General features: G+C 65.1%; 23 protein-coding genes and 1 pseudogene. 7 read left to right on the forward strand and 17 right to left on the reverse strand.

What is annotated here, in order from left to right; translation table 11 throughout:
- Nucleotides 1–45: 45 nt before the first annotated feature.
- The 7 genes from BMX57_RS07090 to BMX57_RS07120 all read right to left on the reverse strand — a co-directional run bounded on the left by BMX57_RS07090 (nt 46) and on the right by BMX57_RS07120 (nt 8,322).
- Entirely contained in the window at nt 46–774 is a 729-nt protein-coding gene (locus BMX57_RS07090) for an amino acid ABC transporter ATP-binding protein (protein ID WP_092364215.1), read from the reverse strand.
- Entirely contained in the window at nt 774–1,610 is an 837-nt protein-coding gene (locus tag BMX57_RS07095; RefSeq protein WP_092364218.1) for an amino acid ABC transporter permease, read from the reverse strand. The genes BMX57_RS07090 and BMX57_RS07095 overlap by 1 nt, the downstream gene beginning before the upstream one ends.
- A gap of 7 nt (nt 1,611–1,617) precedes the next feature.
- Nucleotides 1,618–2,424 (reverse strand): ABC transporter substrate-binding protein, encoded by an 807-nt coding sequence (locus tag BMX57_RS07100; RefSeq protein WP_373283098.1) that lies wholly within the window; start codon nt 2,422–2,424, stop codon nt 1,618–1,620.
- 73 nt (nt 2,425–2,497) lie between these two features.
- On the reverse strand, nt 2,498–4,078 hold the full coding sequence (locus tag BMX57_RS07105) for an ABC transporter substrate-binding protein (protein WP_092364224.1): 1,581 nt from the start codon (nt 4,076–4,078) through the stop codon (nt 2,498–2,500).
- 131 nt (nt 4,079–4,209) lie between these two features.
- Nucleotides 4,210–5,274 (reverse strand): lipocalin-like domain-containing protein, encoded by a 1,065-nt coding sequence (locus BMX57_RS07110; RefSeq protein ID WP_229724196.1) that lies wholly within the window; start codon nt 5,272–5,274, stop codon nt 4,210–4,212.
- Nucleotides 5,264–7,678 carry an ABC transporter permease gene (locus tag BMX57_RS07115; protein ID WP_092364227.1) on the reverse strand — a complete coding sequence of 805 codons (2,415 nt, stop codon included), beginning with the start codon at nt 7,676–7,678 and terminating at the stop codon, nt 5,264–5,266. The genes BMX57_RS07110 and BMX57_RS07115 overlap by 11 nt, the downstream gene beginning before the upstream one ends.
- The gene (locus BMX57_RS07120) at nt 7,675–8,322 is read right to left on the reverse strand and encodes an ABC transporter ATP-binding protein (RefSeq protein ID WP_092364230.1); all 648 of its coding nucleotides are present in this window, start codon (nt 8,320–8,322) and stop codon (nt 7,675–7,677) included. Before BMX57_RS07120 ends, BMX57_RS07115 begins: the two co-directional genes overlap by 4 nt.
- Before the next feature lie 168 nt (nt 8,323–8,490).
- Between BMX57_RS07120 and BMX57_RS07125 the strand changes: the two genes are divergently transcribed.
- Nucleotides 8,491–8,928, forward strand: coding sequence for an ion channel (locus tag BMX57_RS07125; protein ID WP_092364233.1), 438 nt, complete (start codon nt 8,491–8,493; stop codon nt 8,926–8,928).
- 11 nt (nt 8,929–8,939) lie between these two features.
- On the opposite strand, the gene cls is transcribed toward BMX57_RS07125, so the two are convergent.
- From cls to BMX57_RS07150, 5 genes and pseudogenes are all read right to left on the reverse strand, one after another.
- Entirely contained in the window at nt 8,940–10,352 is a 1,413-nt protein-coding gene (gene cls, locus BMX57_RS07130) for a cardiolipin synthase (protein ID WP_092364236.1), read from the reverse strand.
- Between the two features lie 69 nt (nt 10,353–10,421).
- Nucleotides 10,422–11,543: pseudogene (locus BMX57_RS07135) on the reverse strand (acetoin utilization protein AcuC).
- The gene (locus BMX57_RS07140) at nt 11,540–12,001 is read right to left on the reverse strand and encodes a phage holin family protein (RefSeq protein WP_092364239.1); all 462 of its coding nucleotides are present in this window, start codon (nt 11,999–12,001) and stop codon (nt 11,540–11,542) included. The pseudogene BMX57_RS07135 and the gene BMX57_RS07140 overlap by 4 nt, the downstream one beginning before the upstream one ends.
- Before the next feature lie 16 nt (nt 12,002–12,017).
- Nucleotides 12,018–12,299, reverse strand: a complete 282-nt coding sequence (locus tag BMX57_RS07145) for a hypothetical protein (protein ID WP_092364241.1) — start codon at nt 12,297–12,299, stop codon at nt 12,018–12,020.
- A gap of 44 nt (nt 12,300–12,343) precedes the next feature.
- Entirely contained in the window at nt 12,344–12,580 is a 237-nt protein-coding gene (locus BMX57_RS07150; protein WP_092364244.1) for a hypothetical protein, read from the reverse strand.
- A 136-nt stretch (nt 12,581–12,716) separates the two neighbouring features.
- Here BMX57_RS07150 and BMX57_RS07155 point away from each other — a divergent pair, with 136 nt between their 5' ends.
- Nucleotides 12,717–13,601: a YihY/virulence factor BrkB family protein gene (locus BMX57_RS07155; protein ID WP_092364247.1), complete on the forward strand. Its 885-nt coding sequence runs from the start codon at nt 12,717–12,719 to the stop codon at nt 13,599–13,601.
- An 82-nt stretch (nt 13,602–13,683) separates the two neighbouring features.
- Nucleotides 13,684–13,872: a hypothetical protein gene (locus BMX57_RS07160; protein ID WP_092364250.1), complete on the forward strand. Its 189-nt coding sequence runs from the start codon at nt 13,684–13,686 to the stop codon at nt 13,870–13,872.
- On the opposite strand, the gene BMX57_RS07165 is transcribed toward BMX57_RS07160, so the two are convergent.
- Nucleotides 13,869–14,570: an RlmE family RNA methyltransferase gene (locus tag BMX57_RS07165; RefSeq protein ID WP_092364253.1), complete on the reverse strand. Its 702-nt coding sequence runs from the start codon at nt 14,568–14,570 to the stop codon at nt 13,869–13,871. The genes BMX57_RS07160 and BMX57_RS07165 overlap by 4 nt on opposite strands.
- Before the next feature lie 101 nt (nt 14,571–14,671).
- Nucleotides 14,672–15,784 carry a Ppx/GppA phosphatase family protein gene (locus tag BMX57_RS07170; protein WP_092364256.1) on the reverse strand — a complete coding sequence of 371 codons (1,113 nt, stop codon included), beginning with the start codon at nt 15,782–15,784 and terminating at the stop codon, nt 14,672–14,674.
- 244 nt (nt 15,785–16,028) lie between these two features.
- Between BMX57_RS07170 and BMX57_RS07175 the strand changes: the two genes are divergently transcribed.
- From BMX57_RS07175 to BMX57_RS07190, 4 genes are read left to right on the forward strand one after another with little or no spacing between them, the layout of a single operon-like run.
- Nucleotides 16,029–16,331: a virulence factor gene (locus BMX57_RS07175; RefSeq protein ID WP_092364259.1), complete on the forward strand. Its 303-nt coding sequence runs from the start codon at nt 16,029–16,031 to the stop codon at nt 16,329–16,331.
- Between the two features lie 20 nt (nt 16,332–16,351).
- Entirely contained in the window at nt 16,352–17,281 is a 930-nt protein-coding gene (locus BMX57_RS07180; RefSeq protein WP_092364262.1) for a methylenetetrahydrofolate reductase, read from the forward strand.
- A 2-nt stretch (nt 17,282–17,283) separates the two neighbouring features.
- Nucleotides 17,284–17,946 (forward strand): HAD family hydrolase, encoded by a 663-nt coding sequence (locus tag BMX57_RS07185; RefSeq protein ID WP_177175409.1) that lies wholly within the window; start codon nt 17,284–17,286, stop codon nt 17,944–17,946.
- A complete protein-coding gene (locus tag BMX57_RS07190) occupies nt 17,943–19,004 on the forward strand; it encodes a methyltetrahydrofolate cobalamin methyltransferase (protein ID WP_092364268.1) in 1,062 nt (353 codons plus the stop codon). The genes BMX57_RS07185 and BMX57_RS07190 overlap by 4 nt, the downstream gene beginning before the upstream one ends.
- Before the next feature lie 67 nt (nt 19,005–19,071).
- Here BMX57_RS07190 and BMX57_RS07195 read toward each other — a convergent pair whose 3' ends face one another.
- The 3 genes from BMX57_RS07195 to BMX57_RS07210 all read right to left on the reverse strand — a co-directional run bounded on the left by BMX57_RS07195 (nt 19,072) and on the right by BMX57_RS07210 (nt 26,666).
- On the reverse strand, nt 19,072–19,470 hold the full coding sequence (locus BMX57_RS07195; RefSeq protein ID WP_143057911.1) for a hypothetical protein: 399 nt from the start codon (nt 19,468–19,470) through the stop codon (nt 19,072–19,074).
- Nucleotides 19,471–20,488: 1,018 nt separating this feature from the next.
- On the reverse strand, nt 20,489–25,633 hold the full coding sequence (locus tag BMX57_RS07205) for a RecQ family ATP-dependent DNA helicase (protein WP_092364277.1): 5,145 nt from the start codon (nt 25,631–25,633) through the stop codon (nt 20,489–20,491).
- 121 nt (nt 25,634–25,754) lie between these two features.
- On the reverse strand, nt 25,755–26,666 hold the full coding sequence (locus BMX57_RS07210; RefSeq protein ID WP_229724195.1) for an HNH endonuclease: 912 nt from the start codon (nt 26,664–26,666) through the stop codon (nt 25,755–25,757).
- Nucleotides 26,667–26,978 lie beyond the last annotated feature (312 nt).

Genomic DNA, 26,978 nt, shown 5'->3' on the forward strand with positions numbered 1-26,978 from the left:
TGTCTTCGCAGCCCGACCCGGCGAGGTCAAGCAACCGCGTCGCGCCTAGAGGACGGCCCGCAGGAACGCGGCGGTGCGCGCATGTTCTGGCCGTTCGAACAATTGCGCGGGCGGGCCTTGTTCCAGGATGTGACCGTCGGAAAGAAAACACACCTTGTCAGCAACTTCGCGGGCAAAGCTCATCTCGTGCGTGGCCATCACCATCGTCATGCCCTCGGATTTGAGCTGCCGCAGCACGTCCAGCACCTCGCCCACCAGCTCGGGATCCAGCGCCGAGGTAATCTCGTCGAACAGCATGATCTCGGGCCGCATCGCCAGCGCGCGGATGATCGCCACTCGCTGCTGCTGGCCGCCCGACAGCTGATCGGGATAGTGGCCCATCCGGTCGTCCAGGCCGAAGCGCGCGAAGAGCGCGGCGATCTCGGGGCGCAGCGCCTCGCGGCCTTGCCGCTTGATCCGGCGCGGCGCCAGCATGACGTTCTCTTCGGCGGTCATGTGGGGAAACAGGTTGAAGCTCTGGAACACCAGCCCGATCCGCTGGCGGACCGGTTGCGGGTCCAGTTCGGGGGCCGAGATGTCCTGGCCGTCCAGCCGGATCTCGCCATCGTCGATGGGATCCAGCAGGTTGATGCAGCGCAGCAGGGTGGACTTGCCCGAGCCCGAGGCGCCGATCAGGCACACCATGTCGCCGTTATCGACGCTCAGGTCCAGCCCGCGCAACACATCGGCCCCGCGAAACCGCTTCTGAACCCCCCGAAGCTCCAGCTTGGCCATCAGCTGCGCGCCCTGTTCTGTTTCGCGATCAGGTAATCGGCATAGCGGGTGGCCGGAATGGTGACGCAGAGAAAGATAATGGCCGCAACGACATAGGGCGTGAAGTTCGCCAGAAGGGACTTGTAGACCCCGGCCTGGCGCAGCACCTCGACCGGGCCGATGAACGACAGAAGCGCCACGTCCTTCTGCAGCGCGATCAGCATGTTCATGTTGGCCGGCACAACCCGCCGGATCGCCTGCGGCAGCACCACGAACCGCATCATGTCGGCCCGGCTGAGCCCCAGAGACAGGGCGGCGGCGCGCTGGCTGGCATGCACGGATTCGATGCCCGAGCGGTAGATCTCGGCGACATAGGCCGAATAGGTCAGGATCAGCGCCAGCGACCCCCAGATATAGGGCGAGTTCCATGGCCGCTGCAGGCCCAGCCCGGGGATGCCGAAGCCGATCAGGTAGACGATCAGGATGACCGGGATGCCCCGGAAGATGTCGGTGTAGATCACCGCGAAGAGGCGCAGCGGGTAGAGCGCCGGGCTGCGCACGTCACGCGCCAGGGCAATCACCAGCGCCCAGATCGCGATGATCGGCGCGCACCAGGCGAAAATCGCGACATCCAGCAGGAACGCCTGCAGGAGGCCCGGAAAGGTGCGGGCAAAGATCTCGGCGTTGAAGAAGCTCTTCTTGACGGCCTCCCAGCCCGGCGCCAGCGGGATCAGCACCACCAGCGCCAGCAGCACCGCCACGGTCGAGCCCAGCGCGATCGCGCTGCCGCGGCGGCGGGCGCGGGCCTCGTATCGTTCGCGCCGGGTGGGGCCCGGCGCGCCGTGGGTCGCGGTCATGAACGGCCTATTCGATGACCGGAACGCCGGTGGTTTCCGACAGCCACTTGGCCTCGATCTGCGCGAGCGTACCGTCCTGCGCCATCTCGTCCAGCGCCGCGTTCACACAGTCGCGCAGCGGGTTGCCTTCCTCCATCAGCATACCGAACCGGTCGGGGTTCTCGGTCCGGTCGGCGGGGAACTGGCCAAGGACCACACCATCCTCCAGCACCACGGCGGACAGGTAGAGCGCTGTGGGCAGGTCGAAGATGGCGGCGTCGATCTGGTTCGACTTCATCGCCTCGATCACGTCGGGGTTGTCGTTGTAGAGCAGCGGATCGTCCTCGGGATCGACAAGGCCGGTCAGCATCGGCACGGCGGTGGTGGTGGCCACGGCGCCCCATTTGAGGGCCTTGAGCGACTCCAGCGTCGGTTCGGCGCCGTTCTCGACCACCGGCTGGCGCACCAGAACGGCCATCGCGGCGGAATAGTAGGGCGAGGAGAAATCCACGACCTTCTCGCGATCCTCGGTGATCGAGAACTGCTGCAGGTTGACGTCGAAATTCTTGGCGCCGGGCTGGATCGATTCATCGAAGCTGGTGCGGGTCCAGGTCACGTTTTCGGCCTCGAACCCCATGCGTTCGGCCATCGCATAGGCCACGGCGGCCTCGAACCCTTCGCCGCTTTCGGGCGCGTCATCCATGACCCAGGGGTAGTAGGCGGGATTGCCGGTGGCGATGGTCAGCGTGCCGTCGGTGATGGTCTTGCCGGCGGCGCAGTCTTTGGCGGCCAGGGCCGGGCCGGCGGCGAGGGTCAGCGCGGCACTCAACGTCATCAGGCGCATGTCGGGATCTCCTGTGCGGATCAACGGTTTGCCCCGGCCCGCAACCGGGCCGGGGCCGCGCGTCCTACTTGAACGCGATATACTTGAACTTGGGCGAATCCTCGGGATCGACGATCGAGTCGATGCCGGATTTCATGCCCCAGTTCAGCACCTGGTGGTGGATCGGGATATAGAGCTGTTCCTCCTGCACCACCTGCCAGATCTCGTTGATCATCTCGTTGCGCTTGGGCAGGTCGGTCTCGCTGGCCAGGCCCTGGATCTTGGCATCCAGCTCCGGGTTCGAATAGCCGGTGCCGTTCCACGAGCCGTACTTGTCGCCGCGTGTATGGACCAGGAAGTTGAAGATGTATTCCGAATCATAGGTCGGAACGCCCCAGCCCAGCATATAGAAATCGGTCTCGCCGTTGCTGATCAGCGGGAAGTGCTGCGCCTTGGGCTTGGCGTCGAGGTTCACCGTGACGCCGATCTGCGCCAGCATCCCGACCGCGGCCTGACAGATCGCCTCGTCGTTGACATAGCGGTCATTGGGACAGTCGAGCTGGATCGAGAAGCCGTCGGCATATCCCGCTTCCTCCATCAGCGCCTTGGCGGCGGCGATGTCGGTCTTGGACGCGCTGTCCATCTCCTGGTTCCAGCCGTTGACGAAGGGCGGGGCGATCATGCCGGCCGGCTGGCTCTGGCCGCGCATCACCACCTGCTTGATGGCGTCGCGGTTGATCGCCATCGACATGGCCTGGCGCACGCGGACATCTGCCAGCGGGTTCTTGCCGTCGACGTTGTCGTTGTCCAGATCCTCGGCACCCATGTTCATGCCGAAAAAGATCACCCGGTTCTGCGGCGCGGTGCGCACGTCCAGCCCGTCGGCCTGGGCCACGCGCTGAAGGTCCTGCACCGGCACGTCCTGGATGAAGTCGACCTCGCCCGACAGCAGCGCGGCCACGCGGGTGGCGGCGTTCTGGATCGGGGTATAGATGATCTCGGTCACCTCCATCGGGAACTCGTCCATGCCCCAGTAATTCTCGTTCAGGGCCAGAACGGTTTTCACGTCGGGCTCGCGACTGACCAGCTTGTAGGGGCCGGTGCCGTTGGCGTTCTTGGCCGCGAAGGTGTCCTCGCCGCCTTCGTAATCCTGCACTTCGACCGCGCCGTTCGCCTCGGTCCAGTCCTTGTCCATGATGAACAGGTTGGTCAGGTTGTTGGCCATGATCGGGTTCGGCCCGTCGGTCACGATCTCGACGGTATACTGATCCGGGGCACGCACTTCCTTGACCGAGGAGAGCAGCTCCTTCATGTCCGAATCCTCGGTCATCGCGCGGTTGATCGAGAACACCACGTCCTCGCTGTCGAAGGCCGCGCCGTCATGGAAGGTGACGCCTTCGCGCAGCTTGAACACCCAGACGTTGGGATCCTCTTCCGAGGGCGACCACTCGGTCGCCAGCGCCGGCACCATCGAGCCGGTCATGTCGCGGATGATCAGCGGTTCCATGATCTGATGCGCCAGCGCGTGGGTCGGCCCCTCGTTCTGGGCATGCGGGTCCAGCGTCAGCGAGTCGCCGGCGCGCGCCCAGCGCAGCGTTTCGGCCGAGGCCGCCGAGGCGACCAGAGCGGTGGCGCTGACGGCCAGAAGCAGATGTTTCATTGTCATGATAGTCTCCCTGTTGTCTTGTGGTATCCGCGCCGTCCGGGCGCGGGACCGGTTCGCCCGGCCTTCCTGGCCGGTATCTTTGTTATCCCGGGCCGGCAATGCAAGGCCCCGTGCACGGGTTTTCCCCTGCGTCAGCCCTCGTCGTCCTCGCCGTAGCCGGTCATTTCGAGATATCCTTTGCCCGAATGGCTTCCGCTGATGCGCACCGGTCCCTCCCAGTAGAGAAAGCTGGTCTCCATCCAGGCATCGGGATTCATCGCCTCGATCCGCAGGTCGAGATCGCGTTCGGGCAGGACCAGCGACCAGGTTGTCGGGATCCTCCGGTTCGGTGGTCCGGTCCGCTCCAACGGCTGAAGCCGGATCGCGCCGTCGGGCAGGGCGGTGGCGCGGCCATTGGCCTCGATCCAGGTGCCCGAGGTGAAATCGCCGCGCCCGCCGCGCAGTCGGAACGCCATCAGCCTTGTGCCGTCCTCGAATCCCAGAGAGAACCAATCCCATCCTGTCTGGTCCGGGCTGAGCGGCTGGCTGGACCATTCCCGGTCCAGCCAGGCCGTGCCGGTCACTTGGGTCTCGCCATCCGGCAGCGACAGGGTGCCCGTCACCGCATAGGCGGGTTGCGAATAATAGTGGCTGGCCTGTCCGTCGGCGGACTTGACCGAATGGCCGTCGCGCCCATGCAGGACCAGCGGCCCTTGCGCCTGCAGTGACAGGTCATAGGCGAAGTCATCGCTTGCAGCACGCAGGCGCAGCGTGTCGAAATCCTGCCCCCGCATGCGCCAGTCGTCGATCCAGGCGTCGAACGGTTGCGCGGTCACCCCGGCCTGTCCGATCCCGCCGCGGGCGAGGCGTTCGGCAGAATAATGCGCCTCGGTCGTTGTCGCCGCGGCATGGCCCATCCAGATCTGCGGGCTGGCCCAGCCCTCGGCCTCGCCGGGTTTCAGGGCGGATCGGAACAGCGTCCACTGGATACCGTAGTCGCTGCCGTCGGGGCCGGTGAGGTTGGCGGTGACATACCACCATTCGATCCGGAACGCGGGATGCGGGCCGTGATCCTCGGGGAAGCGCAGGCGATAGTCCGGATCGGGCAGGGCGAATCCTTCGGCCTCGGTACCCAGCCCGGCAAAGCCCTGCGGCAGCGCGGCCGAGGGCAGCATCAGCATGAGCGCAAACAGGCAGGCGCAGAATCTATCGTTCATTCGAGAACACCTTGAGCAAGCCCGCCGGCGGCAGGCGCGACAGCCGCCGCGCCGGCCACAGCGCGGCCAGACCGGCCGCCAGCAATGCCAGCGCGAACAGGCGCAGCCAGTCCAGCGGGAACAGGAACATCGGCAGGCGCCAGCCGAACGCCTCGACATTGACCACCGCCAGCAGCGCCCAGGCCAGCACCAACCCCAACGGCAGCGCCGCCAGCGCGGTCAGCGCCGCCAGCGCGAGGCTGCGCAACAGTTCCAGCCGCGCCAGCCGCGCCCGCGTCAGACCCATCGCCCAGAGCGGCGCCACCTGCGGCAGGCGCTGGGTCCACAGGGTCAAGAGGCTGGTGAGCATGGCAAAGGCCGCCACGCCCAGGGTCAGCACGTTCAGCGCGCCGGTGACCAGGAAGGTCTTGTCGAACACCGCCATCGACTGCGCCTTGAGCGCGGCCTGATCGACCAGCGCGCCGGGCGGCAGGTCGAAGTCGGCGCGCAGGTCCCGGGCGAGGTCGTCCACCTGGTCCGGCGCGATGCGGATGCCGAAGCGCTGGTTGGGCAGGTTCGGCACCCGCTCGAGCAGCGCGGGCAGCGCGGTGATCGCCTGCGCCGTGGGATTGCCGTAGTCGGAATAGACCCCGGCCACGCGCAAGGGCCAGTCGGGCAGCACGCTGACCGTATCCCCCGGCCACAGGTCGTCGCGGCGGGCCATCTGTTCGTTGATCAGCACCGCCTCGCCCCGGGCCAGCGCGTCCCAGACGCCAGGGCTTTCGGCGATCAGCGGCCAGTTGTCGCGATAGGTCGGGTCATCGACGATTCCATAGACGAAGATCGGCGCGCCGTTGTGCCGGCGCTCGACCGACCGGCTCGGCAGCACGGCATCTGCCCGGTCCCCAAGCCACGTGGCCATCCGCGCGCCCTGTGCATCGTCCCGGGCAGCGACATAGAGTTCGGAGGCCAGCCGCTGGTCCAGCCATCCAGTAAAGGTCAGCCGAAAGCTGGACACCATCGTGCCGACGCCGATATTGGCCGCCAGCGCCAGCAAGAGCGCCATCAGCGCCAGTGACAGGCCGGGCAGCTGCGCGCGCATGTCGGCCCAGACCCATTGCGCCAGCGGCCCCCGGGCCATCCGCGCGCCCATCGCCAGGATCACCGACAGCAGCGGCGGCAGCAGGAGCGCCGCGCCGGTCAGCACCCCGCCGAGCAGGAGGAACCCGCCCAGCAGGCCCCCCGGCAGCCATGTCGCGAGCGCGCCGGCCAGGATCAGCGCCACACCGGCGGCCACCATCGCCCGCATCGCGGCGGCGCTTCCGCCCCAGGCCCGCATACCGGGCGCGGCCAGCAGAGGGAGATGCGCCACCCGCCACAGCGCCCGGGCGCTGGCCAGACCGGTGCCGGCCAGCGCCATTCCAAGGCCCGAGAGCACCCAGCCGGGCCGCAGGCTCAGCGTGCCCTCGACCGGCGCGCCGTAGAGCCCGCGCAGGCTGCTGGCCACATCCGGTAGCAGCGCGCCCGCCACCGCATAGCCCAGGATCAGGCCCGCGCCGCCGCCCAGCAAGGCCAGCAGCGCCAGTTCAGCCAGCATCAGCCGCGCAAGCAGCCCCAGGGGCAGGCCCATCGCGCGCAGGCTGCGGATCATGCCGCGGCGCTGCTCGAAGGACAGACCGACCGTGCCATGCACGATGAACATCCCCACGGCAAAGGACAGCAGGCCGAAGGCGGTGAGGTTGAGGTGAAAGCTGTCGGTCAGCCGCGCGATGTCGCCGCTGCCGCGCGCCGCGACCCGGTCCAGGTCGGGGGCCAGTTCGGACAGGGGCGGCAGGCCGGGCGGTGGTGGTTCGAGGATCAGCAGCCGCGACAGCGTGCCGGGCCGGTCCAGCAGGCGTTCGGCCACGGCGATGTCGGTCAGCAGGGTTCCCGGTGGCACCGCGTCGCTGGGCAGGACCGGCGGCAGGTCGGTGTTCCCTTCCAGCCGCGCCGCCAGGCCGGGGTCCGCGAAGAGCCGTCCGGGCGGGGTCAGCACCTCGACCGGTGCCAGGCCATCGCCACCTTCCGCCGCCTCGACCGCGGGCAGGGCGGGATGGGTCAGCAGGCCCACGCCCATCACCGTCACCGACCGGCCGGCCAGGCGCAGGTTGCCCTCGAGCACCGGGGCCAGACGCCACCCCGTGCGCCGCAGCGACACGTAGGTCTCCAGCGGAATGTCAGCACCGGCGCGGGGGCGCAGTTCGGGCCATTGCCCGGCGCCCAGCTGCGCCGCCGCCCGGTCATAGCTGGCCCGCGCCTCGCCATTGATGGCCTGCACCGCCGACCACAGGCCGGTGGCCAGCGCAAGCCCGGCCAGCAGCGTCGCCAGCTGCAGCTTGTGCCGCCGCCAATGCGACCAGAGCGCCAGGCAGGCCGCGCCGATCATGCGATCCGGCCGCCGGCCAGATGCGCGCGCCGGTCCAGCCGGGCGGCGATGGCTTCGGAATGGGTGACGAGCAACAAGGCGGTGCCGCTTTCACGCACAAGCTCCAGCATCAGGTCCAGCACCGACGTGCTTGCGGTCTCGTCCAGGTTGCCGGTGGGCTCGTCGGCCAACAGAAGCGCCGGACGCACCGCCAGCGCCCGGCCGATCGCAACGCGCTGCTGCTGGCCGCCGGACAGGTCCTCGGGGTGGCGCGACAGCAGATCGCCCAGCCCCAGCCGCTCGGCCAGCCGGTCCAGCCAAGCCGCATCCCGCCGCCCGGCCAGCCGCGCGTGGAATTCCAGGTTCCGGGCCGCGGTCAGTGAGGGGATCAGGTTGAACTGCTGGAATACCAGCGCGACTCGGTCGCGGCGCAGCGCGGCCCGGCCGGCATCGTCCAGCCCGGCGTAGGCAGTGTCACCCAGCCGGATTTCGCCCGCGTCGGCCACGTCCAGCGCCCCGATCAGGTTCAGAAGCGTGCTCTTGCCGCTGCCGCTCTCTCCGGTCAGGGCCAGCGTCTGCCCGGCGTCCAGCGTCAGGCTGACCTCGCGCAGGACCGGGCGGCCGCCGGCATAGGTCTTGCTGACACGATCGACGGAAAGAAGCATGAAATGGCACCTTGTCGGGCGGCAGGGGGTTGCCGCTCCAATCTGGCCTTGCGGGCGGCGCTGTCCAGCCCCCAATCGGGCCAAAGCTGCATTCCGCCGCAGCCCCCGGCATTGACCGGCGGCTGCGTTTGCGACACCAAGTCCGCGCAGCCGACACGGAGATCCGCGATGGTCGTGACGCAACAGATCCTCTGGGGAAGCCTGTTCATGGCGGGCTGCCTGCTGATCGAGATCGGCCTGCTGGTCTGGTGCACGTTGATGCTGAGGGCGCAGCGCGGGCGCTGGTCGCATTTCTCGCGGGCCCTGCGCGCGGGTGCGCCGGTTGCGCTGGCGCTGCTCTTCATCATCGCCGCGCATACGGTGCAGGTCTGGATCTGGGCCGGCGCCCTGTTGGCCGCGCAGGCGGTGCCGGATCTGAACACGGCGCTCTATTTCTCGCTGGCCTCCTACACGACGCTTGGATACGGCGACATCATCCTGGGCGAGGAACTGCGGATCTTCGGGGCGTTCTCGGCCGTGGCGGGCCTGCTGGCTTTCGGTCTGTCCACCGCTTATCTGGTTGCGCTGATGACGCGTCTGTTCGAGACCCACATGCTGGGCGACTGATGGACCCGCCGTCAGAGAACCGGCGCCAGCAGCCGCGCCAGCGGCGCGCCGTAGCGGATATGCGGCGGCTGCAAGTCCAGCGTCTTGAGCAGCTCGTAGCTCAGGGCGAAATCCTGCGTCAGCATGTCGGCCACGGCCTCGGCCGCGCGAGGATCGAAGACCAGCGCCATCGCTTCGAAATTCAGGCGGAACGAGCGGTTGTCGAGGTTGCTGGTGCCCACGGCGGCCAGGGTGTCGTCGACCAGAAACACCTTCTGGTGCATGAACCCGCCCGTATAGCGGAAGACCTTGACCCCGGCCTCGCAGACCTCGTCGAAATAGGCGAAGGCAGCGAGCCACGGCGCGCGGTGGTCGATCATGTCGGGCACCAGAAGCCGCACGTCGATGCCGCGCATGGCGGCATGTTTCAGCGCGCTGAGGATGTCGAGATCGGGCACGAAATAGGGCGAGGCGACCCAGATCCGCTCCTGTGCGGCGGCGATGGCCGAGAAGAACATCATCGACCCGCTCTCGGTCCGGTCGCTGGGGCCGGTGGCCACGATCAGCGCATCCATGCCGCCCTCGAACGGCTCGACCTGCCAGTAGAGGTCATCCAGGATGTCCTCGTCGCGCGCCCAGTGCCAGTCCTCGGCAAAGATCAGCTGCAGCTGGTTCGTGACCGGCCCCTCGAGCTGAACATGGGTGTCGCGCCAATGGCCGAAATCGGGATCCTCGCCCAGGTATTCGCAGCCGACATTGTGCCCGCCGATGAAGCCCACCAGCCCGTCGATGATCACCGTCTTGCGGTGGTTGCGATAGTTGATCTGGAACCGCCAGTTGGGGCCGCGCTGCTGGTGCGGGTCGGCCACGTCGATGCCGTGGTCGGACATGTGCTCGTAGAACGCGCCCGACAGCTGGTAGCTGCCGATGGCGTCGGTCATGAAGCGCACATGCACGCCGCGCGCGGCGGCCTGGATCAACCGGTCGCGCAGGGTCCGGCCCAGCCGGTCGTCACGCACGATGTAGAACTGCACCAGGATATAGCTCTGCGCCGAATCGATCGCAGCCAGGATCGCGTCGAAGGTCTCGGTCCCGTCCACCAGCAGTTTCGCGGAATTGCCCCGCACCACCGGCATTCCGGCCAGATCCTCGAAGGGGCGGGGGTCGGGGCGGATCGATCCGGCGGTCGGGGCGACCTGTTTCGACAGCGCGCGGATGCCGGCCACGACCCGCTGGCTTTCGGTCCGGGCGATGCGATAGCCTTTGAACCGGTGGTGGCCCAGCACCAGGTAGGCCGGCACCGCGAAGAAGGGCGCGGCCAGCAGGAACACCACCCAGCCCACGGCGCCCTGCGGCGTGCGCGCGGTCTGCGCTGCGCGGATGCCGAAGAAGACCGCCACGCCATAGAGCACCACGACGGATGAGCTTACCAGGAAGGTCCACATGGTATTCCGGCTCCTCTCCCGGTCTCTATACGCGCAGGTGGCGCGGGCTGCAAAGCGCGGTCACGGAGATCACGCCCAGGCCCTGAGCCGGCCGGCCAGCCGGGTCACGCCGTCCCGGACCTCTTCCCGGACCGGGCCGTGGCGGGGCGCGTCGCGCAGGGTAGTGTGCCAGTGCTCGGGCGGCATGCGCCCGGCGCGGCGGGTCCAGCTGAGCCCACGCAGGATGTCCGCCACGGCATCGGGCAGGCGATCCGGCACCTACTGGCCCGACAATGTCGCCCAGACCCCGGACCAGAGTCGAGCCACGGTCCAGGGATTGTAGCCGCCGCCGCCCAGCACCAGAAGCCGCGGGGCGAGCGCCTTCAGGGCCGCCACCGCGCGCCAATGGGCGTTGTTCGAGAGCGCCAGCCGCGACAGTGGATCTTCCTCGACCGCGTCCGCGCCGCATTGCAGGACAATCGCATCGGGCGCAAAGCCCGAGACGGCGGGCAGGATCAGGTCATGGAGGACAAGATCGAACTCGCTGTCGTTGAAGCCGCGCGGAACCGGCAGGTTGAAGGCGGCGCCGCCCGCCCGATCCTCGAGCGCGCCGGTGAAGGGCCAGCGCCGGGCCTCGTGCACCGACACCAGGCGCACATCGCCGGCGCCGTCAAAGGCGGCCTCGACCCCGTCGCCGTGATGCGCGTCGAAATCCACATAGGCGATCCGCCGCAGGCCCAGCCGCCGCAGGGTCAGGATCGCCAGCACCGGATCGTTGAGATAGCAGAACCCGCTGGCCCGGTCCGCCAGCCCGTGATGGGTTCCGCCGCCGGGATTGAAGACCGTGCCGCCACCCGCCACCATCTCGGCGCCCAGCATCGAGCCGCCCGCCGCGGTGGCGGGCCTGCGGAACATCTCGGGGAAAACCGGGTTCGATGCGGTGCCCAGCCCGTGTCGCCGCCGCGTGTGCTCGGTCACGTCCTGTTGCCGCTCGGCCTCCTGCAGCGCGGCCACGTAGGCGGGGCTGTGGAACAGGCCCAGGGCCGCCGACTTGGCCCTTGGGCTGGCGCGATACCGTCCGGGCGGCAGCCATCCCAGCGCCCGGCACAGGTCCATCACCGTCGACACCCGCGGGATCGCAAGCGGGTGATGACGACCATAGCTCGATCCCCGGTAGATCTCGGAGCCGATGAAGGTCGGCGCGCGCGTCACTCCTTGCGGCTGCGCAGGAAGGCGCTGATCAGCGGCATCAGCAGGGCGGGCAGGGCCGAGCCCAGCGGATCGCGCGCCATGCGCCCGACATTCTCGGTCAGCGTCTTGGCGCTTTCGGCGGCGGCGGTCACGTCATCCTCCAGCTCGGCCAGTGCTGTGTCGCGGATCTCGGTCGCGGGCTCCAGTTCGCGCTCGGCCGACATGCGCAGCGCGGTCAGCGCCAGCAGGGCGGCCACGCCCAGGTCGATCAGCGCCACGATCAGCGCGGCAACCTGCGGCGAGTGGATTGCGGCCAGCGCCCAATAGGCCGCCACGTTCAGCATGACGAAGCCGATCACCCCGATCAGCCCGGCGGCGGCCAGGATACCGGTCTGCTTGCGCATGACCTCGATCTGACGGCGCGCGATCAGGCGTTCGGTGCGATAGACGATGGACAGGTTTCGGCTGATCCGGTTCATTGCGGGTTCCTTGTGTTCAGGACTTGGACATCCGGCCCAGCACGAAGCCGAGACCAAAGGCGGCGATGGCCGTCATCAACGGCTTGTCGCGCGGCACATCGGCGATCTGTTGGCGAAAGTCGGACCACAACGCCTCGATCTCGTCCGGTTGGATGCCCTGCGCTTCCAGCAAATTGCGAAACCCGTCCTTCAACTCGTCCTTGTCGGGCACCTCGATCTTGCGCGGATCGGGCACCTTTTCCGTGGCTTTCGCCTTGAGTTGGCTGATTTCCTTTTCAAGTTCGGCCTTGGTCGGCATCACCGTCCTCCAAATTGTCTTTCCGGGTTTCGTTCGCGGCGGCCTCAGTCGGACTTGCGCGCGCGCTCGAACGCCTCTTTCAGCTTCAGCCCGAGATTGCGCGCGGCCTCGCCCACCTCGTCGGCGGATTTCTCCAGCTGCGCCTTCTCGACGAACCGGTCCCATTCGCTCACCGCCTGTTCCCAGTCGTCGCGCGCGTCCTTGCCCGCCAGGTGCAGCTTCACCCGCAGCTCGTCGCGCTTCTGCCGCATCTCGGCGATCAGGTCATCCAGGTCTGACATCGGATCACTCCTTGGTTTTCCGTATCTTACAGATATGGGAGCGCGGGGGTCCGCGTCCACCGGCAAGCTGTCGGTCCGGGTCCGCATCAAGCCCGGCAAGATTGTAAACGCGCGAGGGGGCGCTAGGGTTGCATCCATGATGAAGATCGCGAATCTCCGGTCCAATGCCTCGCTGCGCGTGATCGCGAAAACGCTGAAGCGGTTCGACGCCAAGAACGGCTGGATCATGTCGAGCCATGTGGCCATGTCGATGATGATGGCATTGTTCCCGTTTCTGCTGTTCACCGTCGCGCTGGCCGGGACATTGTCGCAGGACTATGTGACCAACGACCTGATCGACCTCGTCTTTGGTTCCTGGCCCGAGGCGGTGGCCGACCCTCTGGTCACCGAATTGCGCCGGGTTCTGTCCAACGCGGGTTCGGGCGTGATGACGCTGGGCGGGGTGCTGGCCGTCTATTTCGCCTCGAACGGGGTCGATGCGGTGCGCACCGCGATGTCGCGCGCCTATCACGACACCGACACGCGCCCGTTCTGGAAGACACGTCTGCTGGCCATCGGGCTGGTGATCGCCGGCGGCGCGCTCCTGCTGGTGGCGGCGGCGGTCGAGGTTGTGCTGCCGCTATATTTCCAGCTGGTCAGCAGCGTGCTGCCCAGCGAGGCGCTGGCCTGGGTCAACTCGGACTGGGTTACGACCAGCGGGCTGAGCTGGCTCTTTGTCACGCTGTTTCCCGCAGGCGCAGTGCTGGCCTGCCACGCCCTGCTGCCCGCGCGCCGGCACCATGTCCGCGAGGTCTTGCCCGGTGTGCTGCTCACCCTGGGACTGTGGGCGGCGGCGGGGCTGGGATTTTCCTTCTACATCGCCAAGTTCGCCAGCTACAGCGCCACCTATGCCGGGCTGGCCGGGGCGATGTCGGCGCTGATCTTCCTCTACCTGATCGCGGCGATCCTGATCCTGGGGGCCGAATTCAACGGCGTGCTGATGGAGGAGCGCAGGCAGGCCGAGGCGGAGGGCGAGGGCTGAGCGCGCCATTTTTGGGCCGTATTCCGGCCATCACCAGTGCAGATTTTCCGTTCAGACCGGTCTCCGGAAACGGAGAGCTGCCATGTCCCATCCGACACCCCGCCACGCGCGGCTGTTCGAGCTGCTGCGCCAGGAAACGGCCGCGGAACACGCGAAATCGACCAGGACGGCCGCCATGTCCCGGCTGGGCCGGGGGGATGCGATGGTGATCAAGTCCCGCGCGCTCGAATCGCTGCGCGCGGCGCAGGCCGGGAGCAGGCCCGGCGCCTAGCCACGGAAGCCGGTCGCCACCACGAATTTCTCGGAACTGTCCGACCGAGACGCCGGCGGTTTGACATGCGCGACCTTGGTGAATTTCTGCTTGAGCAGTTTCTGCAGATCACCCTCGGCGCCGCCGGCCAGGACCTTGGCCACGAAGGTGCCGCCCTCGTCCAGAACGTCGAAGGCGAAATGCGCCGCCGCCTCGCACAGCGCCATGATGCGCAGGTGATCGGTCTGCTTGTGGCCCGAGGCTGCCGCGGCCATGTCCGACATCACCACGTCGGCCTTGCCGTCCAGCCAGGTCTTGACCCGGTCGTCGGCCTCGTCCGCCATGAAATCCAGCACGTGGATCTCGGTCCCGGCCACCGGCTCGACCTCCTGCAGGTCGATGCCCAGCACACTGCCGACCCGCTTGCCCGGCTTCTCGCCCAGCGCGTTGACGCGCGCCACGGCGACCTGGCACCAGCCGCCGGGCGCGCAGCCCAGATCGACAACGCGGGCGCCGGGCACCAGAAAGCGGAACTTGTCGTCCAGCTCGAGGATCTTGAACGCGGCCCGGCCGCGATAGCCCTCGGCCTGGGCGCGCTTCACATAGGGGTCGTTCAGCTGCCGCTGCAGCCAGCGCGTCGAGCTGAGCTTGCGCCCGCGCGCGGTCTTGACCTGGACCTTGAGGTCGCGCTGTCCGCGCCCGGATGTGTTCTTGGCCATGTCTCCGCTCCCGTCTGCGGGTTCCGATGCCTGGGACGATCCTGTTACAGACTTCCGCGCCGAAAGGCGAGGGGGCGATACGTGCGCGCTCGGACGCAGGCTCAGACCACGCCGCCCTCGAGCACGCCATCGGCGCTCATCTGGGCATAGAGCAGCCCCTCGCGCAGACCCCGGTCGGCCACCGAGAGGCGGTCGGTGGGCCAGACCCGCAGCAGCGCCTGCAATATCGCCGATCCGGACATGATCAGTGCCTGCCGGTCCTCGCCGATGCGCGGGTCGCGCCGCCGCCCGGCGGGGCCCAGATCGAGATACCCCCGGATCACCTTGTCGATCTGGTCGCTGGTCATGCGAAGCCCGTCAACCTTGGTCCGGTCATAGCGCTTGAGCCCCAGGTGGCTGGCCGCGACCGTGGTGACGGTTCCGCTGGTGCCGACGATCTGGAAGCCCTCGCGCAATTGCTCGTCCTTGTAGGGCGCGAAATTGGCCAGGTTCTCCTCGAAGAACCAGCTCATCAGCGCGAACCGGGCCGAGTCGTCCTCGACATCCGAGAACTGGTCGCGCAGCGTCGCCACCCCGAGCGGCACGCTGATCCAGTCCACCACCTTGGCGGCGGGAAAGGGGCTTTCCGGCGGGTGGAACCCGGCATGCAGGCGCATGATCGCCGCCGGCCGGTCCTGCCGCGGCACGCTGCTCAGGTCGATCCAGACCAGTTCGGTCGAACCGCCGCCGATATCGACCACCAGCAGCTGCTCGGTCTTGACCGACACCAGCGGCGCGCAGGAGATCACGGCAAGCCGCGCCTCCTCCTCGGGCTGGATGATCTCCAGCGCCAGGCCGGTCTCGCGCTGGACCTGGCGGATGAAATCCCGCGCGTTGCGGGCCCGACGGCAGGCCTCGGTCGTGACCAGGCGCATGCGCTGGACCTTGTTGCGCTTGAGCTTCTGCTGGCAGATACGCAGGGCCTGCACCGTACGCGCCATCGAGGCGCGCGACAATCGGCCGGTCCGTTCCAGACCGGTGCCCAGCTGCACCGATTTCGAGAAACTGTCGACCACGTGGAACCCGCCGCCCTTGGGCTGCGCGATCAGCATGCGACAACTGTTCGTGCCGAGATCCAGCGCGGCATAGAGCGCGTCGGGATCCGGCCTGGACGGCACGGGGCTTTCGACCGGTTTCGGGAACGCGCCCGCACCTTTGGGACGCCTGGGCGCCATTGCTCACGCCCTCCGATATCGAGTTGCCTCGACCATAGGTTGGGGCGCGCGGCGGCGCAAGCGGCTCATCAAGTTGTTGAGAATTTCGGGCGCCGGGCAGGGTGGCCAAACGGGGCGGGGCGGCATAATCCTTGTGCACAGTGCAAAAGGTCGCTGCAACGCCGGATCAAGTCGAAATCCGACCTAAGACGGCACCGCATGGCCTGTAGAACCGGCTCACCGGATCGAGGAGGAATCACCGCAGATGCCCGACGTCACCATCGTCTACTGGCGCGACATCCCGGCCCAGGTCATCGTGGGCAAGGGCCGCCGCGGGTCCAAGCGCCCGCTCGAGGAACGGTTCGAGCAGGCCATCGACCGCGCGGCGATGAAGGTTGGTGCGCGCGACAGCGATGCTTATCTGTCGGAATGGCGCAAGGCCGCGCCCTATGCGTGTGACGGCGAGCCCTCGGAGATTGCCGAGGCCGAGGCCCGGCGGCTGGAGAACGAATACGATCAGGCCCGGATCAAGGCCCTGATCGACAATGACGGTTGGGCATGCGCCTGAATGCACTATGGGAGGCCGCTATGGCTTTGCTGAACTTCAAGAAACGCGACATGGCCGGGGGTCGGCCGGTCAACCCGACCGTCGAGGCCTTCCTGCAGGGCTATTCGATCGAGGTGATGCCGCGCACCGCCGAGAAGGTCGAGGATTTCCGCGACCTGCTGCCCGAAGGCACGCGCGTCTACATCGCCCATATCGACGGCACGCCGATCGCCGACATGGTGGCCACCGCGCGGCGGCTGGCCGAGGCGGGATACCCGGTGATGCCGCATTTCCCGGCACGGATCATCAAGGATGCCGCCACGCTGGAGAACTGGATCGCCATGTACCAGGGCGAGGCCGGCGTCGACCAGGCGCTGGTGCTGGCCGGTGGTGTCGACCGTCCGCAGGGCGAGTTCCACTCGTCGATGCAACTGCTGGAAACCGGGCTGTTCGACAAGGCGGGTTTCAAGCGGCTGCATGTCGCCGGCCACCCCGAGGGCAACCGCGACATCGACCCCTCGGGCGGGATGAAGACCGTCACCGAAGCGCTTCACTGGAAACAGAAATTCAGCGAGACGACCGATGCCGATTTGGCCATCGCGACGCAGTTCGCCTTTGACGCCAAGCCGATCATCGCCTGGGCGGACAGCCTCAAGGCGGCGGGGATCGACCTGCCGATCCATATCGGGATCGCCGGGCCGGCCAAGCTGCAGACGCTGATCAAGTTCGCCATCGCCTGCGGTGTCGGCCCGTCGCTGAAGGTGCTGCAGAAGCGGGCGATGGATGTCTCCAAGCTGCTGCTGCCCTATGAGCCGACCGAGGTTCTGACCGCGCTGGCCGAGCACAAGGCGGCCAACCCGGATTTCAACGTGACCAACGTGCATTTCTTTCCGCTGGGCGGGATCAAGACCAACGCCAACTGGGCCATCGAGAACGGCGGCGAGAGCGCGCGCCCGGCCAGCGCGGTCTAGGAATGCCCCGGGCCCTCCTGTTCGATCTCGACGGCACGCTGCTGCACTCGGACCCGATCCACGAGACGGTGTTCGAGGAGCTGTGGGCCGCGCGCGGACTGGAGGCGCCCGAGGGGTTCTACATGACCCATATCCACGGCCGGCTGAATGTCGATGTCTTTGCCGAGTTCCTGCCCGACGAGCCCGATCCACAGGGTTTGAGCGAGTGGAAGGAGGCGCAGTTTCGCGACCGGCTGCCGCGCCCCTATCCGGCGACGCCGGGCGCGGCCGCGCTGATCGGGCGGGCCGAGACCGAGGGCTGGCGCATGGCCGTCGTGACCAACGCCATGCGCCTGAACGCCGAGGCGATGCTGCAGGCGATCGGCTTGCGCGGCGCCTTCGAAACCATCGTGATCGGCGAGGAATGCAGCCGCGCCAAGCCGCATCCAGACCCCTACCTGGCCGCCATGCGCGACCTCGGTGTCGCGCCGTCCGATTGCGTGGCTTTCGAGGACAGCCCCTCGGGCCTCAGGTCCGCGGCGGCGTCGGGTGCCTTCACCATCGGGGTCCGCTCGGGGCTCGATGACGCTGCCCTGCGCGCCGCCGGCGCCCGGGCCACCATCCAAGATTTCAATGATCCCGCGCTGCCGGACCTGCTGGAGCGCGCAGAAGGAGTGACTGCATGACCCGCACCATCGTCGAGTCGAAAACGAAAACCGCCATCATCGGGTTCGACCAGCCCTTCTGCGTGATCGGCGAGCGGATCAACCCCACGGGCCGCAAGAAGCTGGCGGCCGAACTGGAGGCCGGCGATTTCTCGACCGTCGAGAAGGACGCGGTGGCGCAGGTGGCGGCGGGCGCCACCGTTCTCGATATCAATGCGGGCGTGGTTTACAACTCGAACCCCAACCCCAACGAGACCGAGCCGCCGCTGATGCGCAAGATCATCGAGCTGGTGCAGGGGCTGGTCGACGTGCCGCTCTGCATCGACAGTTCGGTGCCTGGCGCGCTCGAGGCGGGGCTGGAGGTCTGCGAGGGCCGGCCGCTGCTGAACTCGGTCACCGGCGAGGAGGAGCGGCTGGAACAGATCCTGCCGCTGGTCAAGAAATACAATGTCCCGGTCGTGGCCATCTCGAACGACGATACCGGCATTTCCGAGGATCCCGACGTGCGCTTTGCCGTCGCCAGGAAGATCGTCGAACATGCCGCCGATTACGGCATCCCGGCCCATGACATCGTGGTCGATCCGCTGGTGATGCCGATCGGCGCCATGTCGACCGCCGGGCTGCAGGTCTTTGCCCTGGTGCGCCGTCTGCGCGAAGAGCTGGGCGTGAACACCACCTGCGGCGCCTCGAACATCTCGTTCGGCCTGCCCAACCGGCACGGCATCAACAACGCCTTCCTGCCGATGGCGATGGGGGCCGGCATGACCAGCGCGATCATGAACCCGGTTGCCCTGCCAGTGACGCAGAAGGCGATCTCCGAGAAGAAGGCCGCGGTCGAAGCGGCGGGCATCGTCCTGCCGCCGGATCTGGACGACGAGACCTTCGTGCAGCTGTTCGGTCTGGGATCGACCAAGCCGCGCGCCGGCAAGGAAATGGAGGCGATCCGTGCTGCCAACCTGCTGACCGACAACGACGCGCATGGCGGCGCGTGGATCCGGTTCAACAAACCGCCCGGCGAGCTAGGCGCCGAGGAAGGCGGCCGGGGTCGCCGCGGGGGTGGACGCCGCCGCCGCGCCTGATCCGGCAGGTGGAACGATTGCGAAAGCCGGGCCAGCGCCCGGCTTTCCGTTGTCCGAGTGCCGATCCTTAAAGCAGGAAGAACGCCGCCGTCATCGCCGCACCGTCCGCGCCGACGAAGATGCGCAGCAGATCGGTGCGCTTGGTCCTGCGGCTGTGATGCGGCCCGGGCTTCCGCCCAGCGTGGCGCAGACCGCCATCACCAGAGCCTGTTCCCAGGCGATCAGCCCCGCCACGATGAAGGTGAGCGCGGAGATCAGCGAGAAGCGCCGAGTGAAGGTTCTTCAACCCGTTCAAGCCGTGCAGGTCGACATAGCCCGGCAGGCCGAAAGCCGCCAGCAGCATGATGCCCAGTGTTTCAGCACGGAACCTGCGTCGAATGTACGCGACGATAAAGCCTAGAAGGCCGCAGGTGGCTTCGTTTTTCGACCAATGGACGCGAAGGTTGGACTGGAATAAGTGCCTCAAGACCGCCTCGGACGATCTCAAGAAAGACAAGGATAATCAGATCAAGATCGATGTTCTGCGCAGCGTGTCGTTTACACTGTCCTGGGGTTCTACGCAGTGGGCTTCATCTCATTGTCACTGCCTGGCATAGCCTTCACCAGTCGTGTTCCGTGCACCGTGTGGCTTGATCTCGGCACGGCTCGGCAGTGATTTGCCCAAGACGGTAAGAATCTGCAGTGCCTATTCTGTGTTCGGAACCCGAGGGTCAGCACTCAAGCAAGCCTAAGTCATTGATTTTTATGGCTCCGGCGGTAGGGGGCTCTCCGGAACGTCAAAAGCCTATGATTTCAAAGGAAAATTCCGGTGCGTTCTTGAGCGGTTGGCACGCGGATTCCAGAATGTGCACGGAGTCGTGACGTACTTCGGGCATCAATTCAAGCACTAACTACCGCGAGATTTGGTGGATTGAGGATGCACTCTGCCAGCTCGTTTTTTTGGAGGAGATCGAGGTCCGCCATTTCCACCGCCAACGAGACGTATCTATCTTGCAACCATGGCTGTGAAGTTTTGCCAGTTCACCAGACGTTCCCATCTCTTCTTCGTCTCCGGTCGAACACTGCCGCCGCGCAGGCGGCTGAGAAGAACAGACCGACGGTTTCCAGTCAGGGACCGAGGTCTCAATAAGCCGCCGAACAGGCGGTTGAGAGATGGGAGCTTGCTGGTCCGCCGCTCGACCCCACCTCGGTTCATCGCACCGCGTTGGTCAATTTGAAATCGGGGCGTAACTGCGGTAGCGCGCCGTGCCTGGTCCCAGGCGTGTCGCGGTCCTCGGAGGCAACGGCCCAAACCGGCCATTCGATTTCAGTTCGCGCCGCATTGCAGTTTCCCGAAACCAGACGTTCGTACTCCACGCAGCATTTTCGAGATGCGAATGGCGGCAACGCAGACTTTTCCGCCTTTCACTCGAGACAAGTCATCCACCGCTTTCGGCCCTCAGTGGTGCCTTGTCGAAAGAGAAGCGAGCGACCCGTTGACCGCCTTACTTGCCGTTCTGATCCTTTCTCAAATCCCTCTCAACCCCCTTGACCTCTTCGAAGACCAGTTCAGGCACAACGACTTCCCAATTCGCGCGTTTCAGCAGGTGGTGGAAGCGCTCATCTGCATCCTCTTTACGCCAATGTATAATGGCCGCGATCTCGCCGGCGACAAAACTTGTGCCAATTGGCGGTGCGAATGCTTTTGACATCCGCCCGAGGGACCGCCCTCGAGCATCTTCGATCTGCCAGCGATCGCCGACAGTGGAGAGCCTGACTGGATCGCCGACCTGTGCTTCGGCGATCGCGTCATGAACAATGTGCCGATCACCTTGGCGTCCTGCAAATGACAGGTCGACCATCTTCATTTCAGGCGATTGAAAGAACCGGCGTGGGCCGGGGACTGTCGTCAAGTCGGGCACCACGTGTCGCGTGACCACGGAAGGCGACTCGGTGGGAAGGTATTCGTGATTGTCGTTGCTCATGACGATCAAATTGCGCCGCGCGCGCGTCATGGCGACATAGAACAATCGCCTCGGCGCGTCCTGATCTTCTTTTCGCGAGGGCCGCTCCCAACCACCATCCATGATCACGACATCGTCGAATTCGAGACCCTTCGCGCGGTGAGCCGTCAACAATTTAAGGCCGCGCTGCACCCCCCAAGAATCCTTCGACCATTCAGCAAACCATTCGACCACATCAGGGGTCGGAAGCGCCTTGCCATCAACTTCTCGCGCAAGCTGGCCAAGGCCCTCGCCAATCCGGTCGGTCCAACAACTTGCGGGTATCGCGTTCAGAATTTCGGTCAGGTCGCCCAAGCCGACCATGGCCCCCTGCCTGTCGCGCAGACTGCCGACAAATCTCTGCATCTCACGAGTGCGCCACACACTTGGCAAGTTCTCGTTCGCCATCTCGACTGGAATTCCATGCGCCTCAGCAAAGTCGCGGACCGGCAGAAGCTTGCGCCAATCACGAGAAATGATTGCCGCACCTTTCCAACTCCAATCCGGGATCATTTTTGACAGTCGGACCATCTCGTTGATCGCAGCAAGGGCCTGAGCTTCATTTCCGGCTGGGCAGCCAAGGATTTGAACCCGCCCCTGCGCGACCGTGTCGAGGCTTTCCATGATCCCTCCGGCCGGGTCTTTCTGCCGCGATTGGTCGACGGTAATGCCGTGCCCCGTTTTCATTCGCTCGCGCGATCCTTCGATCACGGCGTTCGCCGCCGCGACGATGTTCTTCGAAGAGCGGTAATTGTCGGTCAAAAAGACCGGCTTAGCGGAGTAATCCTGTTCGAACTGCCTGATGTGGCGCACTGATGCACCGGCAAACGCATAGATGTTCTGGTCGTCATCGCCGACCGCGAAGAGGCTGATCCTTTGGTCCGGGTCGTCGATGCTGCGCCCGGCCACGGCGGCGATCAAAGCGTATTCCTCAGGGCCTACGTCCTGATATTCGTCGACGAGTATCCAGCGGAACCCCTGGATCAAAGTCTCTCGCAAGGCTTCGGCCTCGACCTTGTCCATCCCGTCGCCGCGCAACAGACGCGCTGCATCGGTCAGAAGCGTATCGAAATCAGGCGCATCTGCCCCGGCTCGACCGGCAAAACTCGCCCCGACCAGGCGCATGGCCAGGGCATGGATCGTCAGAACCGTCACGAACCGCGCGTCGTCGCCGATCAACCGCCGCAAGCGCTCCCGGATCTCGGCGGCCGCGTGGCGATTATAGGCAAGAACCAGAATGCCGTTGGGATCCTCGCGCCTGATCCGGACCAAGTAGGCGACACGATGGACCAACACACGCGTCTTGCCCGAGCCCGGACCCGCAAGCACCAGTACATTGGTCTGTTCGCGGTCGTCACGCACGATATGCTCTTGGATCTTGTTGCCCAGATTATCGACAATCTCCGCATAGGATCGGGGCGTAGCCTGCCGCCTAAACTCTGACATCCGCCCCGGCATCCAAGCCTTCATGAAGTCGGATTGATCCAGTGCGAAATAATCGTGCGCGAGACGCTGGGCCTGATCGATATCGTCGATGCCTTTGGTCGCGTAGGCCGCCATCACGTGAGTCTGGACGGTTTGTTCGCTGTAGTGGTCTTCGAGCGGCGCGAAATGCTGGGTGGTAAAACCGCCGCCTTCCGGATTGATGTGCAACGTCATGGCCGAGCGAAACACGGACAAGCCCTTACCCAGAATCACCACCTGCTGTTCGTGCAGCCACAGAAGCGCACGGTCCATCAGCTTCGACGGATCATTGACGGACGCTCGCAAGAACGCATCGCTACTGATCGCCGCCAGAAGGTCACCAAGGGTGGTCTCAACAGGAACGTCCTTGCCGCGCAGGCCGGCCTGAACCTGGTCGATCAAATGAGACACCAACCGCTCCGCCGCCTGCCTCCGAAGCTGAGCGGACTGCTCGACGACCGCCCACGATCTTTGTAGGCGCACCAAGAGGCTGCCTTTAGAGGCTTTGCGCAGGCCAATATTGCCCCGCCCGCCATCCATGTCGCGGCCGTCTTGCGCCATGCCGCGGAGCAGTCCCTCGACGATGTCAGGCCGCACAGAGGCGTGGCCCCGTTCCCGCAGGGCTTGCGCAACCGAGGTCAGATGACAAGGCAAAACCTCGTCGATCTCCGCGTCGGGCGCCTGCTCTCTCAGAATCGCGATCAGGTCGGCTTCCAGCCGGGATGCCGCATCGAAGCGTTTCGACGATGCATTCTCGACACGGACATGCACGAAAATGGTGATGTTCGTGTCGTCCTTTGCGATGCCGAGCGCCTCGAGGTCCACCAGAGCCTTTCGAACGCCCGACACCGTCAGCCCACTGACCCCGCATAACTCGTCCGTGGTGATGCCTTCTTCCTGCGGCGCGTTGATGATATGCTGCACTATAGCTGCCAGATCCTCTCGCCGCCGTTCTGTGATCTCGGCAGATGCGAGGATTTCGCGAACCTCCTTCATGCTCTTGACCCGTAGCGACGCAGGAAACACCTGCACCCGATTTTCCTCGCGGTTCAGAAGGTGCGCTTCTTCCAGCCAGGCGACGGCCGTCTTCACCCGCGTATCATCGGTATTGCTGTCTCGCTGGAAATCCCGGTCTTTTTCCTCATGCACGATCTCACCCGGCGTAGCGACGATTTCACCGCCCTTTCCGGTTCGTGTGTCAAGCCGACGAAGCGCTTTCAGGATCGCGCCGATCTCGTGCCGCGCGAGTCGAGACCGCGCGCTGAGGCTGAACTGACGATTTACGTCTTCGGTATTGAACAGAAGGACGCAGTTTGCAGGCTCGCGGTCCCGTCCGGCCCGCCCGGCCTCTTGCAGGTAGTTTTCCAGCGACCCCGGCACGTCCCCGTGAACCACCAGACGAATGTCCGGCTTGTCGACCCCCATCCCAAAGGCGTTAGTGGCCGAGATCACGCGCAGATTGCCGACGCGGAAGTCCTCCTGGATCTCACGTTTGTCATCGGCGCTAAGGCCCGCATGATACCGTTCCGCGGCGATGCCCTGTTGTTTCAAGAACTCCGCCACGCGCTCGGTGGCGTTTCGGGTCGCACAATAGACGACCGCTCCTGACGCCCCCTCACGCGGAAGTCGGGCCTCGATTGTGTCGAGGATATCGGTCATCTTGGTTGCCCGCTGCGTTGGCAGCACCTGGAAGCTCAGGTTCGACCGCGATGCCCCACCGTCGATCAACGCCAGCTCGGACCCCAACCGCTCTTTGAAATGACTGCGGATATCTTGCACCACGTCCGGCTTTGCCGTTGCGGTCAAGCAAAGTACCGGAGCGGGTTCATCGCCTGAGCTCTCCTTGATGAACCGCGAAACATAGCGATAGTCGGGTCGGAAATCGTGCCCCCATTTCGATACGCAGTGCGCCTCGTCCAGCACCCACAGCCCCACCTCGCGCTGAGCCAGAACGGACCGAACTGTTGTGCTGCGCAGTTGTTCTGGCGAAATCAAAAGGATTGCGGCATCCCCAAGCCGCACCTTGTCGAGCACATCCTGACGCTCGGGCAATGACAACAGCCCGTTAATCGTAACCGCCGAGGAAATTCCGGCCCTTACCAAGCCCTGAACCTGATCCGCCATCAGCGCGACAAGCGGCGATATGACGACGGTCAAGGCCCCGGTTTTGTCGAACCGAGACAGCGCGGGGATCTGATAGCAGATGGATTTGCCTGTGCCCGTCGGCAGGATGCCCAAAAGGTTGTCACCTTCCATGGCCGTCGTCACGATCTTTTCCTGAAGCGGGCGTCCGTCTTCGTCGACCGGTTCTGGACGGAAATTTGGGAAGCCAAACCACCGCTCGAGCGCACGGGCAGGATCTTTATGCTCTGCGCAGTAGCCACATTGCGAATTACGACAATTCGTGTCCCTCAACTCTTTGACGAGCCGTGCGGCATCACGGAACTGCGCCCGCACCCAAGGCGGCATGACAGAATCCCCACCAGAAACCGAAATCCAGGCAAGGGCATAGGCCATCGGCCAGCCCAACCCAGTGTCCGAGAGCCGCTCGAGCACAGCCTCCACCTGCACACCGCAGGCTACCTCTTTTAGCAGCGTCTGAATGGCTCCGTGCGCTTCGGCTTCCGTCGGGATGGACGCCCCGCGCATGTCGCTGAACAACCGATCAAAGCCGTCGCTACCAGGCCCTCGGGAGCAAAGCCAGTGATAGGCCATCATCGTCTCTGGCGACGACGTGTTCAGCGATACGAAGGCGTCAATCTGGTTGCGAAGGACCTCGAACACGAGCCGCGCGTCGAACTCAGGATCATTGATGTGACCACTTTGCAGCCGCCCATCGCGGTAGTGTTTCACCAGATGGTGGTAGGGGTTGCGCGGGAACGCCAATGGGTTGAGCCACAGCGTGTCAATCGGTCCCTCTGCGAGATTTGCGAAGCGCGGCGAGACCGCCATGAGATGCGGAAGGTCATGGCGCAGAATATTGTGCCCAATGACATGTGCGAAACCGGCGCAAAACAGGTCCAGCTTTTCGAACGCGGCCTTCGGGTCACCTTTCCGATGAACAATTCCTTCTCCATTGCCTCCTGGCACTGCGGCAAAGGCGAATATCCGGGCTTCTTTGGGATCAACCTCCAGATCAATCGACAGACAGCGCGACAGGATTTCGGATTGGCCTCGCGCCATTTGAGTTTTGTCAATTTCCGGGAGATCAGTCTTTGGTTTTTCGGGCTGCAATGGTCGGCTACGGCCAAGGGCTTTCGATATGCCGCGGGAAATTATGTTTTTCATACTGGCAGGTTAGTGTTTAATCCCAAGGAGCGGGACATTCGGAAGCCATTTGACCAAAGATATTCTCTCGATGCCATGCCAGATTTGCCGGGTGGGGCCAGTTTCTCTTGTCTTTGGGCTTCCTGATCGTTCCATCCGGACCTAAAAGCCGGTCGACGACATCACCCGGCACCTTGTTGCGAGACACGAGGATTGTTTCATTGTCATCGGCGACCGAGATCAGCCCACGATCGAACATCCAATGCAATGTACCTGACAGTGCCAGCCCGTTTCTTACGGAATCGCTGCCGTTGTGTTCGACCGGGCGGATATGGGCCGCTTGCACCTCCGGGCGCCCTCCGCCGTTTCTGAGCTTCAGTCCGGACATGGCGCAGCGGTAGTCGTAAGCCTCGCGCACCTTCCGGCGGAACGCGACGTCCCGGTATGGACGCCGTGTGAGACGTTCCAGAACCGGACGCTCGAAAATCGCCGCCTCCTCGGCCATCTCAGATCCGGCCGGATCGTATCGTGCCGCCTCTTGTCTCTTGAGATCTTCAGGAAGCCCCAATCGCACGATCCGAGCGAAGTCCTCTTCCGGCAGACGCCGTACCGCGAGCTGGACGGCACCACCCTCCTTCGGGGTTCCATCTGGTTCCGTGAGCGCCTGTTCCATTGGACTGCCGTCGATCAGCCTTGGAACTTCTGTGTCGAGCGGCAGGAAGCTGCCCGGCTCAATCATGGCGAGGAAACGACCCTCAACTCCGGGCTTTGGGATCACCTGCTCGATCTTCGCAACCGCGAAATACCCACGCGGCCCAGCCTTCACGGGCTCATAGTAAATGACCCAGTCGCCAACGGCCTCCTGGACAGCTTTGAGGTAGCTGCGCGGAAAGTCGTACACGACGTCAGGTTCGTCGTCGTAGATAGAGTCTGCCTTGTGAAGCAGCACAAGCTTTGTCATGATTACAGAGAATATGATCCTGGGCAGAACGCAAGCGATCAATCGATGTAAATCAGCCATTTGAGCGTACAGTAGCGAACGATTGCTTTTCGCTGATATTGTGTCGAAAAACGCCCGTTCGCTGGCGCAGAATATCGACGGCTGAACATGGTGCGAGTGCCTATCTTGTCAGACGTTTCGCGGTTGCTGCGGTGCGGGAAGGGTGAGCTAATGGGATGAACTGCCTTCCCACCAACCCGCTGCTACCGTGGCGGGCATAGGTGGAGAGAGGAGCATCTGATGGACATCAAGGTTCTGGGC

The sequence above is a fragment of the Cribrihabitans marinus genome, assembly GCF_900109035.1.
GTDB lineage: Bacteria > Pseudomonadota > Alphaproteobacteria > Rhodobacterales > Rhodobacteraceae > Cribrihabitans > Cribrihabitans marinus.